General features: G+C 66.7%; 11 protein-coding genes and 2 tRNA genes. 3 read left to right on the top strand and 10 right to left on the bottom strand.

The genetic code is table 11. From position 1 onward, the window contains the following. Nucleotides 1-190: 190 nt before the first annotated feature. From hutU to hutI, 4 genes are read right to left on the bottom strand one after another with little or no spacing between them, the layout of a single operon-like run. Nucleotides 191-1,858 carry a urocanate hydratase gene (gene hutU / locus C8K14_RS04050; protein WP_107715814.1) on the bottom strand — a complete coding sequence of 556 codons (1,668 nt, stop codon included), beginning with the start codon at nucleotides 1,856-1,858 and terminating at the stop codon, nucleotides 191-193. Between the two features lie 2 nt (nucleotides 1,859-1,860). Continuing rightward, nucleotides 1,861-2,655 (bottom strand): N-formylglutamate deformylase, encoded by a 795-nt coding sequence (hutG, locus tag C8K14_RS04045; RefSeq protein ID WP_107715813.1) that lies wholly within the window; start codon nucleotides 2,653-2,655, stop codon nucleotides 1,861-1,863. Continuing rightward, nucleotides 2,655-4,184 (bottom strand): histidine ammonia-lyase, encoded by a 1,530-nt coding sequence (gene hutH, locus C8K14_RS04040; RefSeq protein ID WP_107715812.1) that lies wholly within the window; start codon nucleotides 4,182-4,184, stop codon nucleotides 2,655-2,657. The genes hutG and hutH overlap by 1 nt, the downstream gene beginning before the upstream one ends. Then, complete coding sequence (hutI, locus tag C8K14_RS04035; RefSeq protein WP_107715811.1) at nucleotides 4,181-5,395, bottom strand: imidazolonepropionase; 1,215 nt, start codon at nucleotides 5,393-5,395, stop codon at nucleotides 4,181-4,183. Before hutI ends, hutH begins: the two co-directional genes overlap by 4 nt. A 62-nt stretch (nucleotides 5,396-5,457) precedes the next feature. On the opposite strand from hutI, the gene C8K14_RS04030 reads away from it, so the two are divergent. Next, nucleotides 5,458-6,831, top strand: a complete 1,374-nt coding sequence (locus C8K14_RS04030; protein WP_107715810.1) for a formimidoylglutamate deiminase — start codon at nucleotides 5,458-5,460, stop codon at nucleotides 6,829-6,831. A gap of 7 nt (nucleotides 6,832-6,838) precedes the next feature. On the opposite strand, the gene C8K14_RS04025 is transcribed toward C8K14_RS04030, so the two are convergent. The 4 genes from C8K14_RS04025 to C8K14_RS04010 form a co-directional block, all read right to left on the bottom strand. Further along, nucleotides 6,839-7,240: a hypothetical protein gene (locus C8K14_RS04025; protein ID WP_133726756.1), complete on the bottom strand. Its 402-nt coding sequence runs from the start codon at nucleotides 7,238-7,240 to the stop codon at nucleotides 6,839-6,841. Nucleotides 7,241-7,324: 84 nt separating this feature from the next. After that, a tRNA-Asn gene (locus C8K14_RS04020) sits at nucleotides 7,325-7,399 on the bottom strand. A 54-nt stretch (nucleotides 7,400-7,453) separates the two neighbouring features. Continuing rightward, a tRNA-Asn gene (locus C8K14_RS04015) sits at nucleotides 7,454-7,528 on the bottom strand. 99 nt (nucleotides 7,529-7,627) lie between these two features. Further along, nucleotides 7,628-8,431, bottom strand: coding sequence for an NAD kinase (locus C8K14_RS04010; protein WP_043609077.1), 804 nt, complete (start codon nucleotides 8,429-8,431; stop codon nucleotides 7,628-7,630). Nucleotides 8,432-8,601: 170 nt separating this feature from the next. On the opposite strand from C8K14_RS04010, the gene C8K14_RS04005 reads away from it, so the two are divergent. Continuing rightward, nucleotides 8,602-9,951: a bifunctional diguanylate cyclase/phosphodiesterase gene (locus C8K14_RS04005; protein ID WP_107715808.1), complete on the top strand. Its 1,350-nt coding sequence runs from the start codon at nucleotides 8,602-8,604 to the stop codon at nucleotides 9,949-9,951. A 20-nt stretch (nucleotides 9,952-9,971) separates the two neighbouring features. On the opposite strand, the gene C8K14_RS04000 is transcribed toward C8K14_RS04005, so the two are convergent. Continuing rightward, nucleotides 9,972-10,496 carry an outer membrane protein gene (locus C8K14_RS04000; RefSeq protein ID WP_231627546.1) on the bottom strand — a complete coding sequence of 175 codons (525 nt, stop codon included), beginning with the start codon at nucleotides 10,494-10,496 and terminating at the stop codon, nucleotides 9,972-9,974. On the opposite strand from C8K14_RS04000, the gene C8K14_RS22980 reads away from it, so the two are divergent. Next, nucleotides 10,434-10,682 carry a hypothetical protein gene (locus tag C8K14_RS22980; RefSeq protein ID WP_233250926.1) on the top strand — a complete coding sequence of 83 codons (249 nt, stop codon included), beginning with the start codon at nucleotides 10,434-10,436 and terminating at the stop codon, nucleotides 10,680-10,682. The two genes, C8K14_RS04000 and C8K14_RS22980, sit on opposite strands and share 63 nt — an antisense overlap. A gap of 137 nt (nucleotides 10,683-10,819) precedes the next feature. Here the strand turns inward: C8K14_RS22980 and mfd are convergent, their stop codons facing one another. After that, nucleotides 10,820-14,323: a transcription-repair coupling factor gene (mfd, locus tag C8K14_RS03995; protein ID WP_107715807.1), complete on the bottom strand. Its 3,504-nt coding sequence runs from the start codon at nucleotides 14,321-14,323 to the stop codon at nucleotides 10,820-10,822. Nucleotides 14,324-14,330 lie beyond the last annotated feature (7 nt).

Below are 14,330 nucleotides of genomic sequence, written 5' to 3'. Positions count from 1 at the left end.
ATGGTGCGAATTGTATATGCCATCGTTTCGATCGGTCCCGCAAAAGTTGTCTTGCGTGCCGCTGTTACAATAGATTTCCTGACGCGTATCCAAATATTTAGGATCATATTGGGGGAATAGTCTGCCCCCGCCGGATCGGCCGTCACGCGGTCAGCGCGCCGGTTCCGGCGGGGATCGACCAGCGGCTGGATCAGCCCAGAATGCCGGGCAGGTCCAACCCCTTTTCGCGGGCGCAATCCTGGGCGATGGCATAGCCGGCATCAGCATGGCGCATCACGCCGGTGGCCGGGTCGTTCCACAGCACGCGTTCCAGGCGGCGCGCTGCCTCTGGCGTGCCGTCAGCCAAGATCACCATGCCCGAATGCTGGGAATAGCCCATGCCCACGCCGCCGCCATGGTGCAGCGACACCCAGGTGGCGCCGCTGGCGGTGTTGAGCAGGGCATTGAGCAGCGGCCAATCCGACACGGCATCTGATCCATCGAGCATGGCCTCGGTCTCGCGGTTGGGGCTGGCGACCGATCCGCTGTCGAGGTGATCGCGCCCGATCACCACCGGCGCCTTGAGTTCGCCCTTGGCGACCATCTCGTTGAACGCCAGGCCCAGGCGGTGGCGGTCCCCCAGGCCCACCCAGCAGATCCGCGCCGGCAGGCCCTGGAAGTGGATACGCTCGCGCGCCATGTCCAGCCAGTTGTGCAGATGGGCGTTGTCGGGCAGCAACTCCTTCACCTTCTGGTCGGTCTTGTAGATGTCTTCCGGGTCACCAGAAAGCGCCGCCCAGCGGAACGGGCCAATCCCCCGGCAGAACAGCGGGCGGATGTAGGCCGGCACAAACCCGGGGAAATCAAACGCGTTTTCAACGCCTTCATCAAAGGCGACCTGGCGGATGTTGTTGCCATAGTCGGTGGTGGGCACGCCGCGCGCCTGAAATTCCAGCAAGGCGCGCACATGGGTGGCCATGCTGACGCGGGCGGCTCTGGTAACGCTTTCCGGCTCGCGCTCGCGCTTGTCGATCCATTCCGCCACGGTCCATCCGGCGGGCAGATAGCCGTTGATGGGATCGTGCGCGCTGGTCTGGTCGGTCAACAGGTCGGGCAGGATGCCGGCGTCGAGCATCTGCGGCAGGATTTCGGCGGCGTTGCCGATCAGGCCCACCGACACCGGCTTCTTGTCGGCGCAGGACTGGCGGATGATGGCCATCGCTTCGTCGAGGGTTTCGGCGGCGTGATCGAGGTATCCGGTGCGCAGGCGCATCTCGATCCGGCTGCGCTGGCATTCAATCGCCAGGCACGATGCGCCAGCCATAACCGCGGCTAGCGGCTGCGCGCCACCCATGCCGCCCAGGCCCGCAGTGAGCAGCCACTTGCCGGAAAGATCGCCACCATGGTGTTGACGGCCCATCTCGACGAAGGTTTCGTACGTGCCCTGGACGATGCCCTGGGTGCCGATATAGATCCACGAGCCGGCGGTCATCTGGCCATACATGGCCAGGCCCTTGCGATCGAGCTCGTTGAAATGCTCCCAATTGGCCCATTCCGGCACCAGGTTGGAATTGGCGATCAGCACGCGCGGCGCATCGGCATGGGTGCGGAACACGCCCACCGGCTTGCCTGATTGCACCAGCAGGGTCTGATCATCGTCCAGGCGGCGCAGGGTTTCGACGATCTTGTCATAGCTTTCCCAATCGCGCGCGGCGCGGCCGATCCCGCCATAGACCACCAATTCCTCGGGCCGTTCGGCCACATCGGGATGCAGGTTGTTCATCAGCATGCGCAGCGGCGCTTCGGTCAGCCATGACTTGGCGGTCAGGTCCGTGCCCGTGGCGGGGCGGATCACGCGGCTGTTGTCCAAACGGGTCATCGTCATTCTCCAGCAAAGGCAAGGCAGGCGCTGAGCACGCGCTTCAGGATGGGTTGCAGGTGGGCAAGGCGCCGTGGATCGGGGCGGGGCGGCCAGTTTTCCGCCGTGGGCTCCGCCGGTTCCGCCAAATAGCCGCGCATCGCCAGTTCCATCTGCACGGCGTGGATGCCGCGCGCGGGATCGCCATGGTGGCGCGTGGTCCAGCCGCCTTTGAAGCGGCCGTTGACCACGTGGCTTTCGCCGCTGGCGGCGCAGACGGTGGCAACGGCTGATTCCAGCTCTGGCGCGCAAGAGCGGCCATCGTTGGTGCCGATGTTGAACAGCGGCAGTTCCCCGGGAAACAGGCGGGGCACGCGGCTGCGGATCGAATGCGCATCATAGAGCACCACGCGCGGGTGAATGGAACGAAGCCGTTCCATTTCGGTCGCCAACGCGGCGTGATAGGGCGCGTGCCAGGTTTCGCGGCGGTGGGCGATTTCGCCCTCCGCCAGCGGGGCATGGATCAGCGGTTCGCCATCGAACGTGGTTTCCGGGCACAGGCCGGTGGTGGCCATGCCGGGATAGAGCGATGCACCCGAAGGATCGCGGTTGGCATCGATCACGCTGCGCGAAATGCCCGTCGCCACCAGCGTGGCGTCGAGATCGCGGGCAAAGTCATAGACTTCGCCGATCCACCAATCGGTATCGCGCCGGGCCAGCCATTCCGAGCCGAAGGCGCACCCGGCCAGATTGGTGCCGCCGTGGGGAAAGGCCACGATCAGCGGTGCGGCGCCGCGCTGGATGGTGAGCCAGTCCATCAGCCCAGCACCGGCAGTTGCAGCGGGCACGCCGCCAGCACGGCACCGCGCTCGACCATGCCACGCGCGACGGCAATGTCGGGTGCAAAATGGCGGTCTTCGACCAGAGCAGGCACCACGCCGCGCAACATCGCGCGCACCGCCTCCAGCTCGTCGCTTGACCGCAACGGCGCGTGAAATTCGATGCCCTGCACGGCGGCGAGCAGTTCGAGGCCGAGGATCGCATCGAGGTTGCCCGCCATGTCGAGCAGGCGCCGCGCGCCGTGGGCGGCCATCGACACGTGGTCTTCCTGGTTGGCCGACGTGGGAATGGAATCGACGCTGCACGGCGCGGCGCGCTGCTTGTTTTCCGAAACCAGGGCTGCGGCCGTGACCTGCGGGATCATGAAGCCGGAATGCAGCCCCGGCAGCGGGGTGAGGAACGCGGGCAGGCCCGACAGCGCGGGATCGACCAGCATGGCCAGGCGCCGCTCCGACAGCGAGCCGATTTCGGCCAGCGCCAGGGCGATCATGTCGGCGGCAAAGGCCACTGGCTCGGCATGGAAGTTACCGCCCGACAGCGCTTCATCGGCATCGGGGAAAATCAACGGATTGTCGGTGACGCCGTTGGCCTCGATTTCCAGCGTGCGCGCGGCCTGGCGCAGCACGTCGAGCGCGGCGCCCATCACTTGGGGCTGGCAGCGCAGGCAATAGGGGTCCTGCACGCGCGGATCATCCACTGCGTGGCTGGCGCGGATGGCGCTGCCGGCCATCAGCGCGCGCAAGGTGGCGGCAGTTTCGATCTGCCCGCCATGGCCGCGCAGGGCATGGATGCGATGATCGAACGGGGTATCCGTTCCGCGCGCCGCCTCGGTCGACAGGGCGCCGGTGACAAGGCCGGTGGCGAGCAGGCGTTCGGCCGCAAACAGCCCGGCCAGCGCATTGGCCGTGGAAAACTGCGTGCCGTTGAGCAGCGCCAGGCCTTCCTTGGGCCCCAGCGCGATGGGGGCGAGGCCATGATCGGCCAGGGCCTGCGCGGCGGGCAGAGCCACGCCGTTCACGAAAATCTCGCCAACGCCCAGCATCGTGGCGGTCATGTGCGAAAGCGGGGCAAGATCGCCGCTGGCACCCACCGAACCCTGGCACGGCACCACCGGTACCAGGCCGCGCGCCAGCATGTCTGCCAGCAAGCGCACGGTGGCCACCTGCACGCCCGAGGCGCCCTGCGCCAGGCTGGCGAGCTTGAGTGCCATCATCAGCCGCACTACAGGGACGGGCGAGGGGGCGCCGGTGCCGGCGGCATGGCTGAGCACGATATTGCGTTGCAGGGCCGCCAAGTCTTCATCGGCGATGCGCACGCTGGCAAGTTTGCCAAAGCCGGTGTTGATGCCATAGACGGCATCGCCCTTGGCCAGGATGCGCGCGACGGCCGCGGCGCTGGCCGCGATCGCGCCCCAGGCATCATCATGCAGCACGACATCGGCGCCACCGTGGATCGCGCGCCAATCGGCCAGCGTGGCGGCGCCAGGGGTGAGGACGATTTGGGTCATTTTCCACTCCAGATGCGGGCATGGAGCGGCGCTGCGCCCATCCCGTGAACAAGATCGGCCGGGCGCGCGATATTCCAGATTGCCAGGTCGGCGCGTTGGCCAGGCACAAGCTGGCCCAGCGTGCCGGCCAGGCCCAGCGCGCGGGCGGCATGAACCGTGGCGCCGGCCAGGCATTCATCCACTGTCAGGCCGAACAGCGTGGCGCCCATGTTCATCGCTAGCAGCAGCGCGGTGAGCGGCGACGTGCCGGGGTTGCAATCCGTGGCGATGGCCATGGGCACGCCGGCGGCGCGCAGCGCGGCGATCGGCGGCTTGATGGTTTCGCGCATGAAATAGAACGCGCCGGGCAGCAGCACCGCCACGGTGCCAGCTTGCGCCATTGCGGCAATGCCCGCCTGGTCGAGATGTTCGAGATGATCGGCGCAGAGCGCGCCGTGGCTGGCGGCCAGTGCCGCGCCGCCAAGGTTGGAAAGCTGTTCGGCGTGCAGGCGCACCGGCAGGCCGAGCGCGCGGGCCGCGCGGAACAGGCGATCGACCTGTGCCGGCGAAAAGGCAATGCCTTCGCAAAAGGCATCGACCGCATCGACCAGCCCCTCTGCCGCCAGCGTGGGCAGCCAATCGTCGGCCAGTTGCGCGATATAGCCATCGGCATTGCCGGCCCATTCGGGCGGCAGCGCGTGGGCACCCAGGAACGTGGTGACGATGCGCACCGGCCGCACCTGGCCCAGTTGCCGCGCAGCCAGTAGCATCGCGCGTTCTGCCTCGAGCGTCAGGCCGTAGCCTGATTTGATTTCGACGCTGGTAGCCCCTTGTGCCAGCAGCGCATCTAGGCGCGGCAGCGCGGCCCGAACCAGATCATCGACACTGGCGCCGCGCGTGGCGCGCACCGTGGCCATGATCCCGCCGCCGGCGCGGGCGATATCCTGGTAGGTGGCGCCGGCCAGCCGGGCTTCCCATTCGTCGGAACGGTTGCCGGCAAAAACCAGGTGGGTGTGCGCATCGATCAGGCCGGGGGTGATCCAGCGGCCCTGGCAATCGACCGTTGCGTCTGCCTCCAGCGCCGGCGCTGCCGCGGCCGGCCCGGCATAGACGATAACCCCGTCACGTGCGGCGATCAGACCGTTTTCAATGCGCCCCAGCGCGTCAGCGTCGGGGCCTTGCCCCGCCATCGTGACAAGGTGCGCATTGGTCCAGATCGTGTCACAGCGCATGCTGGGTTGGTCCTTGCCGGGGTGCAATAATGTATATACATAATCACGCAAGGAGCGTGGCGATGCAAGCGGATTCTCAAACCCTGTTCTTCGATGCGGCCTGGCTGGGCACAGGGTGGGCGCGCGATGTGCGGGTGACCCTGGCGGGTGGGCAGATTGCCGCGATCGTGGCGGATCAGGCCCCGCGCGGCGCAGAGACGCGGCACGGCTGGGCCATGCCCGGCCTGCCCAATTTGCATAGCCACGCCTTTCAGCGCGCCATGGCTGGCCTGGCCGAACGTGCCGGGCCGGACGCAGACAGTTTCTGGACCTGGCGCGAGGCGATGTATCGCTTCGTCGGGCAGGTAACGCCCGAAGACCTGCTGGCCATTGCCGCGCAGGCGCAGGTGGAAATGCTGGAAACCGGCTTTACCCGCGTGGGTGAGTTTCACTATCTGCACCACGATGTGGCGGGGCAGCCCTATGCCGATCGGGCGCAGATGGCCGCCGCCGTGGTTGCCGCCGCGCAGGAGACCGGCATAGGCCTGACGCTGCTGCCCGTGCTCTATAGCCATTCCGGGTTTGGCGGGCAGCCGCCCAGCGCCGGGCAGGCGCGGTTCATCACCGACCTTGATGGCTTTGCCCGCCTGGTGGAGGCAGCGCGCGGCCATGCTGCGGCCTTGCCCGATGCGGTGGTGGGCGTGGCGCCGCACAGCCTGCGCGCGGTCACGCTCGACCAGTTGGCGCAGGTGACCGCGTTGGCCGAGGGTGGGCCGATCCACATCCACATTGCCGAACAGGTAAAGGAAGTGGACGATTGCCTGGCGTGGAGCGGGCAGCGCCCGGTGGAATTGCTGCTCGACCGCGCCGGCGTCGACGCGCAGTGGTGCCTGGTCCACGCTACGCACATGACGCCGGCTGAAACGCTGGCCTTGGCGCGCAGCGGCGCGGTGGCGGGGCTATGCCCGATTACCGAGGCAAACCTGGGCGATGGGCTGTTTCCCGCTGGCGCGTTTCTGGCGGCCGGTGGCGGGATCGGCGTGGGCAGCGATTCCAACGTGCGGATCGATGCGGCCGAGGAATTGCGCCTGCTGGAATATGGCCAGCGCCTGGACCAGCGCGGCCGGGCCGTGCTGGCGCAAGGGCCGGGCGCCTCGACCGGGGAAACGCTGCTGCGCGCCTGCCTTGCCGGCGGGGCGCAAGCGCTGGGACAGACACATACCGGCCTGGCGGTGGGCTCGCCTGCCGATTTCGTTACGCTTGATTCCGCCCATCCCGCTCTGGCTGGCCACAGGCCGGAAAGTGCAATTGACGCCTGGATTTTTGCCGGCGGCAGCAGCCTGGTCGATGGCGTGTGGCGCAGGGGTCGGCAGGTGGTGCAGGGCGGACGCCACATTGCCCGGGCCGCGATTGCAGCGCGCTATCGCGCCACGATGACCGCGCTGCTGCGCGGGTAAAGCCCGGTCAGCGGCCTGCGCGCGGGGTGACGCGCGCCAGGCGGGTGACCGGGCGCGCGATGTTGTCGTGGCTATCCAGGAACAGCACGTCGCGCTTGCCGGTGCGGCGCACCAGCCGTGTTTGCTGCGCAGCCGGGCCCTGCCAATCGAGCACGTAGAGCGTGGCGTCAGGATCGCTTTTCCAGCCGCGTTCGGTGTTGAGATCGCCTTCGCGCACATGGCCGTGCAGGCGCAGCCGATAGCGCGTGCCATGATCTTCAAAGCGGATCGGACGGCCATCGGGGCCGAGGCCGGCGAACACCGCATAGGCCGGATGCGCAGGGCTGCTTGGATGGGCCGGCGCGGCGTGCGCGGCGAGGGGCGTTGCGACGAGCACGGCAAACGCGATGGCGGCGGGGCGAAGGAACATGGCGGCGATAGTATCCGGCATTGGAAATGACCGCCGCAGCATGATGCGATCCTTCGCCGGCCGCAATATCCAGTGCTAGAAGGGTGGCTCCCTGAGTAGGATTCGAACCTACGGCCGCTCGATTAACAGTCGAGAGCTCTACCGCTGAGCTATCAGGGAACAGGCCCGGCATGGCCGGGACAAGGCGGTGTTCTGCCATACAGCAGAAGAAGATGGCTCCCTGAGTAGGATTCGAACCTACGGCCGCTCGATTAACAGTCGAGAGCTCTACCGCTGAGCTATCAGGGAGCAGTCCCGGTTGCCCAGGACAGGTGCGCGCTAATAGCACTCATTTCGTGCATGGCAACCCGCCGCCGGGCAAATTTTTCCACAGCGCGCGCTGTGCGATCAGCTCATGAACTGTTCGGCAAAGATGCGTTCGTCCAGGCTGCGGCCGCGATCGAACAGCAGGGTGAGCTGATGCTCGCGCCAGGCGCTTACGCGCACTTCACTGATATCGCGCACCTCTTTCTGGTCAGCCACGACAAGCACCGGCCGCTTGACCGATTCGAGCACGCGAAACACGATTTCGGCGGTATCGGGCAAAATCGCCCCGCGCCAGCGTCGGGGGCGGAACGGGCTGATCGGGGTGAGCGCCAGGATATTGGCGCCCAGCGGCAGGATCGGGCCATTGGCGGACAGGTTATAGGCGGTGGAGCCGGCCGGCGTTGCCACCAGCACGCCATCGCACGACAGTTCGGGAATGCGGGTCTTACCGTTGACCACCACTTCCAGCTTGGCGGTCTGGCGGGTTTCGCGCAGCAGCGACACTTCGTTGATGGCATAGCAGCTTTGCGTTTCGCCGCTGGCGGTGGTCGCGTCCATACGCAGCGGGCTGATCGCCACGGGACGGGCGCGGGCGATGCGCTCTTCCAGCGTGCGGCTGCTCTTGTGCTTGTTCATCAGGAAGCCAACGGTGCCCAGGTTCAGGCCATAGGCGGGCAGCACGCGATCGAAATCGAGCATGTAGTGCAGCACCTGCAGCATGTAGCCATCGCCGCCCAGCACGACGACCGCCTCTGCCTCGGCGAACGGCACCCAATCGCGGCTTTTCTTGAGCACGGCTGCTTCTGCCTGGGCCCGATCGGTGGGAGACGCCAGCAGCGCGAGCTTTTCATATGTGGCACTGTTTGCCGAACCGATCGCAGCCATTGTCACCCGTTCCCGGCCGCAGGAATCGCGGCGCATGTCGCTTTCGCCGCAGTGGCGCGGCAAAGCTGGGGGCGTGATATGGGGCGCCCCATAATGGCGCAACGCGAAAATGTCCCAGGTGTGCCCGGGGGCAGACAGCCGGCGCGTGGCTCTGCTAGGGCGAGGGGAAGATGACCATGCCTGCCAGCCCCGATTTGCCGCCTGTTCTCCCTGCCATCGCCCCTGGGCAGGACGGCTTGATGCAGGACGGCTTAACCGGGCTGGCCACGGCCGCGCAGGCGCGCGACTGGCTTGATCGGGCGGGCGCGCAGGGATCGGTGCAGGCCATGCTGATCGGCCTCAACCGGTTCCAGGCGGTGAACCTGGCATTCGGCCATGGCGGCGGCGATCGCGTGCTGGCCGAAGTGGCGCGGCGCATTGCGCATTTCGCCGCCGAGGAACTGGCGCCGGGCGAGGGCGGCGATGGGCCGCCACTGGTGGCGCGGGTTTCGGGCGGGGAATTTCTCGTCGCTTCAGCCAGCCGCCTCAGCCGCGAACGCTGGCAGGTTCTGGCCCAAGGGCTGGGACGCAGCATTGCCCGGCCGCTGGCGCTGGGCGGCGATGCTGTGCGGCTGCTGCCGCGCATCGCGTTGCTGCGCGGCCAGGCGCTGGAAGGCGGCAGCGCGCTGCTCGATCGGCTGGACCAGGCCCTGGCGCAACTCATGGTCGGTGGCGCGCGGCGCCTGGCCTGGGCCGATGGCCGCCACCGCGCGCGCGGGCGCAGCGTGGCCCGGCTGGAGGCCGACCTCATCGGCGCGCTGCATCGCCAGGAAATCGCCGTGCTCTATCAGCCGCAGTTTCGCGTGGGCGATGGTATGCTGGCCGGGGCCGAGGCACTGGCGCGGTGGGAGCATCCTGGCCTGGGGCGGATCGGCGCGGAAACGCTGTTTGCCGTGGCCGAGCGCGCCGACCAGATGGCGCCGCTATCGCATGCGATTGCCAGTACGGCGCTGGCCGGGGCCCATGACTGGCCAGCGCCGCTGCGCCTGTCGCTCAACGTTACGGCCGAGGATTTTGCCTTGCCCGATTTCGCGCCAGCCCTTTTGGCGCGCTCCGATGCGGCCGGCTTTGCCCCCGATCGGTTGACGATCGAGATTACCGAACAGACCCTGATTGCCGATTTCGATGCATGTGCGGCGGCGCTGCGCACGCTGGCGGCACGCGGCGTGGCGGTGGCGCTCGATGATTTCGGCACCGGCTTTTCCAACTTCCGCACGCTCAAGGCGCTGCCGCTCGATACGCTCAAGCTCGATCGCTCGTTGGTGCGCGATGTGGCGCACGATGGCCGCGATCGCGCGATCCTGGCCGCGATGGTCGCCATGGCCCGGGCGCTGTCACTCAGCGTCGTGGCCGAAGGAGTGGAAAACGATGCGCAGCTGGCCGTGCTGGCGCAAGAGGGTGTCGACCTGTTCCAGGGCTTCCTGCGGGCCGGGCCGCTGGATGGCGCGGCCATGGCGCGCCTGGCGTCCGGGGCGCCGTAACAGCGCCCCGGCACAACCGATCAGAAGCGCGTGACGAGCGCGGCAACGACCTGGTGGCGACGCACCGAAATGCCGGTGTTCTGGCCTTCGATGTAGGTGTGGCCATAGTCGGAATAGCGATATTCAACGCGGGCCACGATCGGCTGGCTCACGGCCACTTCCACGCCGCCGCCCAGACGGAAACCGCCGTTGTTGAAGCCATAGCCGGTGTTGCCATAGTCAAGGTGCAGGCGGGCGTTGGTGTAGCCGCCCTTGGCATAGACCGAAACCTGCGGGTTGACGGCATAGGCCGCACGCACGCCGGCATAGAGGTCACGGCCGGCCTTGAGCGCCACGGTGCCATCGCTTTCCTTGACGGTCGAACCATCGGCTTCCAGTTCAACGCCCACGCTGCCCTGGCCCATGGCATAGTCATAGCCGGCGACGACGCCATAGACGAAGCCGTCCTTGCTGCCCTTGTCGCCCTGAACGGCCAGGGTCACGTGATCGTAACCACCAACAACGCCAACGGTGAAGCCGCTGTGATTGGCAACTTCCTGAGCCATCGCGGGGGCGGCGCAAGCAAAAGCAGCCGTGGCGGCGCCAAGGGCAAAGATCTTCTTCATTGTGGTATCGTCCTGCAATGTGATTTTTTGGTGCTGACAACATCACCGGGATGTGATCGCCCCGTGCCGATAGTTTTTGTCTGGCAGGATGGTCAACGCATGGTCATGATATGCAGGGATTTGTAACACTATGTGTGGCATAAAAGCCGCATGAACACGATTGTCGCCGGGTTTGCTGGCTCGGTGGTTGGAAAATCTGCATTTTTCTCGCGCCGCTGCGGTCTCGGCAGCGGACGCGGAAATCAACGCGGTCGTCAACGCTATCAGGCAGCCTTCTTTGCCGCCCGCCGCGCGATGGTGGAAAGCCCCTTGGTCAGTTGCACCAGGCCGTTCAACCGCCCTTGCGCATCGCCCCAGGCGCGCTGGATCACCAGCTTGTTGTCAGGGCGCAGCTTGGCCGTGCCCTTGAGCCGCTCGACATAGGCGATCAGCCCCATGGGATCGGGGAAATCGTCGTTGTGGAACGAGACGAGCACACCCTTTGGCCCCACGTCGATCTTGGCGATGCGCGCCTCGATCGCCTGGCGCTTAACCTCGATCAGCTTCAAGAGGTTCTGTGTGGGCGGGGGCAGCGGGCCGAAACGGTCGATCATTTCGGCGGCCAGTGCTTCGACGGCATCGGCGCCTTCGGCATCGTTCATGCGACGATAGAGTGCCATGCGCACGGCCAGATCGGGCACGTAGTCTTCCGGGATCATGATAGGCGCATCGAGCGTGATCTGCGGGCTGAGTGCGTCGCGTTCGCGCGCCATGCCGATATCGCCGGCCTTGGCCGCCAGGATCGCATCTTCCAGCATCGACTGGTAAAGCTCGAATCCCACTTCCTTGATATGGCCGGATTGTTCGTCACCCAGCAGGTTGCCGGCGCCGCGCAGGTCGAGATCGTGGCTGGCCAGCTGGAACCCGGCGCCCAGCGAATCCAGATCGCCCAGCACTTTCAGGCGCTTTTCTGCCACTTCCGACAGGGCCTGGTCTTCGGGATAGGTGAGATAGGCATAGGCGCGCAGCTTGCCGCGGCCGACGCGGCCACGCAGCTGATAGAGCTGCGCCAGGCCAAAGCGATCGGCGCGGTGCAGCACGATGGTATTGGCACTGGGAATGTCGATGCCGCTTTCGATGATCGTGGTCGAGAGCAGCACTTCGTACTTCTTTTCGTAGAAGGCGCTCATGCGGTCTTCCACCTCGGTCGGGCTCATCTGCCCGTGCGCGGTGACAAAGCGGATTTCCGGCACGTTGAGGCGCAGCCAGTCTTCCACTTCGGCCATGTCGGCAATGCGCGGCACGACGATGAAGCTCTGCCCGCCGCGCTGGTGTTCGCGCATCAAGGCCTCGCGCATGGTCACATCGTCCCATGGCATCACATAAGTGCGCACCGCCAGGCGATCGACCGGCGGGGTCTGGATAGTGGACAATTCGCGCAGGCCCGACATCGCCATCTGCAGGGTGCGCGGGATCGGCGTGGCGGTGAGCGTGAGGACGTGGACGTCGGTCTTGAGCTCCTTGAGCTTTTCCTTGTGCGTCACGCCAAAGCGCTGTTCCTCGTCGACGATGACCAGGCCCAGGCGCTTGAATTCCACCGACTTGGACAAAAGCGCGTGGGTGCCCACGACGATATCGACCGTGCCGGCGGTGAGCCCAGCGCGGGTTTCGGCCGCTTCCTTGGCCGGCACCAGGCGCGAGAGGCGCCCGATCTGGATGGGAAAGCCGGAAAAGCGTTCGACGAAATTGGCATAATGCTGGCGCGCCAGCAGCGTGGTGGGGGCGATTACCGCCACCTGGTGCCCGGCCATGGCGGCCACGAACGCGGCACGTAGCGCCACCTCGGTCTTGCCAAAGCCAACATCGCCGCAGACCAGGCGGTCCATCGGCTTGCCTTCCGCCATGTCGCCCAGCACGTCGTCGATGGCGCGGTCCTGGTCCTCGGTCTCTTCCCAGGGGAAGCGATCGACGAACGGGCCATAACTGGCGGGATCGACCGCCAGGACATCGGCCTGTCGCAGCGCGCGCAGCGCGGCCGTCGCCATGAGCTGCCCGGCCATTTCCAGGATGCGCTCGCGCATGCGCGCCTTGCGCCGTTGCCAGCCTTCGCCGCCCAGCTTGTCGAGCGCGACGTTCTCGCTTTCGGCGCCATAGCGCGAGAGCACGTCGAGGTTTTCGACCGGGATATAGAGCTTGTCACCGCCGGCATAAGTCAGCTGCACGCAATCGTGCGGGCTCTTGCCCACGGTGATCGCTTCCAGCCCTTCATAGCGGCCGATGCCATGGTCCATGTGGACGACAAGGTCACCCGGAATCAGCGCGGAAAGCTCGGCCAGGAAGGCATCGGCGTCCTTGCGCTTCTTCTTGCGGCGCACCAGGCGGTCGCCCAGGATGTCCTGCTCGGTCAGCAGTTCCAGGGTATCGTTGGCAAAGCCCTGTTCCAGCGGCAGGACCACGGCCACCGGGCGGCCGCTGGCAGCCAGGCCCAGCGCTTCCTGCCAGGTGTCGGCCAGGGCCGGGGCCTGCTTGCCCGCCTCGGCCAGCAGCGAGGCCAGCCGCGCGCGCGATCCGGTGGTATAGGCCGCGACGATCGGCTTGCGCCCGCGCGTGCCCAGCGCAGCGAGATGCTTGGCCGCCGCTTCATAGATATTGACGCCCTGGGCGCGATCGGGGGTAAAATCGCGCGCGCTGGCAAAGCCGAAGTCGATGACACTGGCGCTTTCCGGCTCGGCAAAGATGGTGGCGCGGTGCACTGGCCAGCCGGCCAGCGCGCGATCGAGTTCATCGCGCGTCAGATAGAGCGCGTCGGGCTTCAACGGGCGATAGGTGCCCGATTGGCGCGCCGCTGCCTCTGTCCGGGCGGCATAGTAATCGGCAATGTCGTCCAGCCGGCTTTCGGCGGCTTTGGCGGCGCCAGCATCGAGCACGACCAGATCGCCTTCGGCCAAGTGATCGAACAGCGTGACCATGCGCTCTTCGAACAGCGGCAGCCAATGCTCCATGCCGGCCAGGCGCCGGCCTTCGCTGACCGCCTGGTACAGCGCATCGCTGGTGGCATTGGCGCCAAAGATTTCGCGATAGCGGCTGCGGAACCGCTTGATCGACGTTTCATCGAGCAGCGCCTCGCTTGCCGGAAGCAGCAGATGGGTTTCCACCGGCTGCACCGAACGCTGCGTGCTGGGGTCGAACAGGCGCAGCGTTTCGAGCTCGTCGCCAAAGAAATCGAGGCGCAGCCCGTGATCGAGCCCGGTGGGATAGATATCGAAGACCGAACCACGCACCGCATATTCGCCGGCATCGACCACGGTATCGGTGCGCGAATAGCCCTGGCGTTGCAGCAGGGCGATCAGGCTTTCACGGCCTATTTCCACGCCCGGCGTCAACAGGCGGGTGGATTCGCGGATGCGGAACGGGGAAAGCGTGCGCTGGAGCACGGCATTGATCGTGGTGACCAGCAGCTGCGGCCGCGCGTCGCGCTTGTGCTGCAGCTTTTGCAGCGCCGCCAGCCGCCGCGCGCTGATCGACAGGGCGGGAGAGGCACGATCGAACGGCAGGCAATCCCACGCCGGGAAATCGATCACGTCCAGCTCGGGTGCAAAGAAACCCGCGCTTTCCACCACCGCGCGCAGGGCGGCATCGTCAGGCGTGATGAACACGCAGCGGCCCTGGGCTTTCGCAGCCGCTGCGGCGCGGGCCAGGTCGGCCATGACCAGCGGCTGGGCACCGCGCGCCACGCTGGCAAGCGTCAGCGGGCTGCGGGCGGAAAGAATGCGGGTCAGGTCTGGCATGGGCGGT

Source organism: Novosphingobium sp. GV079 (assembly GCF_003058045.1).
Taxonomy (GTDB): Bacteria; Pseudomonadota; Alphaproteobacteria; order Sphingomonadales; family Sphingomonadaceae; genus Novosphingobium; species Novosphingobium capsulatum.
Note: the sequence above shows the minus strand (reverse complement) of the source record. Positions and strands in the feature narration are given on the sequence as shown.

Bases quoted from the DNA above. Each gene is read 5' to 3' on its own strand.
- hutU (WP_107715814.1), bottom strand. From the start codon at position 1,858: ATGACCCGTTTGGACAACAGCCGCGTGATCCGCCCCGCCACGGGCACG.
- hutG (WP_107715813.1), bottom strand. From the start codon at position 2,655: ATGGACTGGCTCACCATCCAGCGCGGCGCCGCACCGCTGATCGTGGCC.
- hutH (WP_107715812.1), bottom strand. From the start codon at position 4,184: ATGACCCAAATCGTCCTCACCCCTGGCGCCGCCACGCTGGCCGATTGG.
- hutI (WP_107715811.1), bottom strand. From the start codon at position 5,395: ATGCGCTGTGACACGATCTGGACCAATGCGCACCTTGTCACGATGGCG.
- C8K14_RS04030 (WP_107715810.1), top strand. From the start codon at position 5,458: ATGCAAGCGGATTCTCAAACCCTGTTCTTCGATGCGGCCTGGCTGGGC.
- C8K14_RS04025 (WP_133726756.1), bottom strand. From the start codon at position 7,240: ATGTTCCTTCGCCCCGCCGCCATCGCGTTTGCCGTGCTCGTCGCAACG.
- C8K14_RS04010 (WP_043609077.1), bottom strand. From the start codon at position 8,431: ATGGCTGCGATCGGTTCGGCAAACAGTGCCACATATGAAAAGCTCGCG.
- C8K14_RS04005 (WP_107715808.1), top strand. From the start codon at position 8,602: ATGACCATGCCTGCCAGCCCCGATTTGCCGCCTGTTCTCCCTGCCATC.
- C8K14_RS04000 (WP_231627546.1), bottom strand. From the start codon at position 10,496: ATGGCTCAGGAAGTTGCCAATCACAGCGGCTTCACCGTTGGCGTTGTT.
- mfd (WP_107715807.1), bottom strand. From the start codon at position 14,323: ATGCCAGACCTGACCCGCATTCTTTCCGCCCGCAGCCCGCTGACGCTT.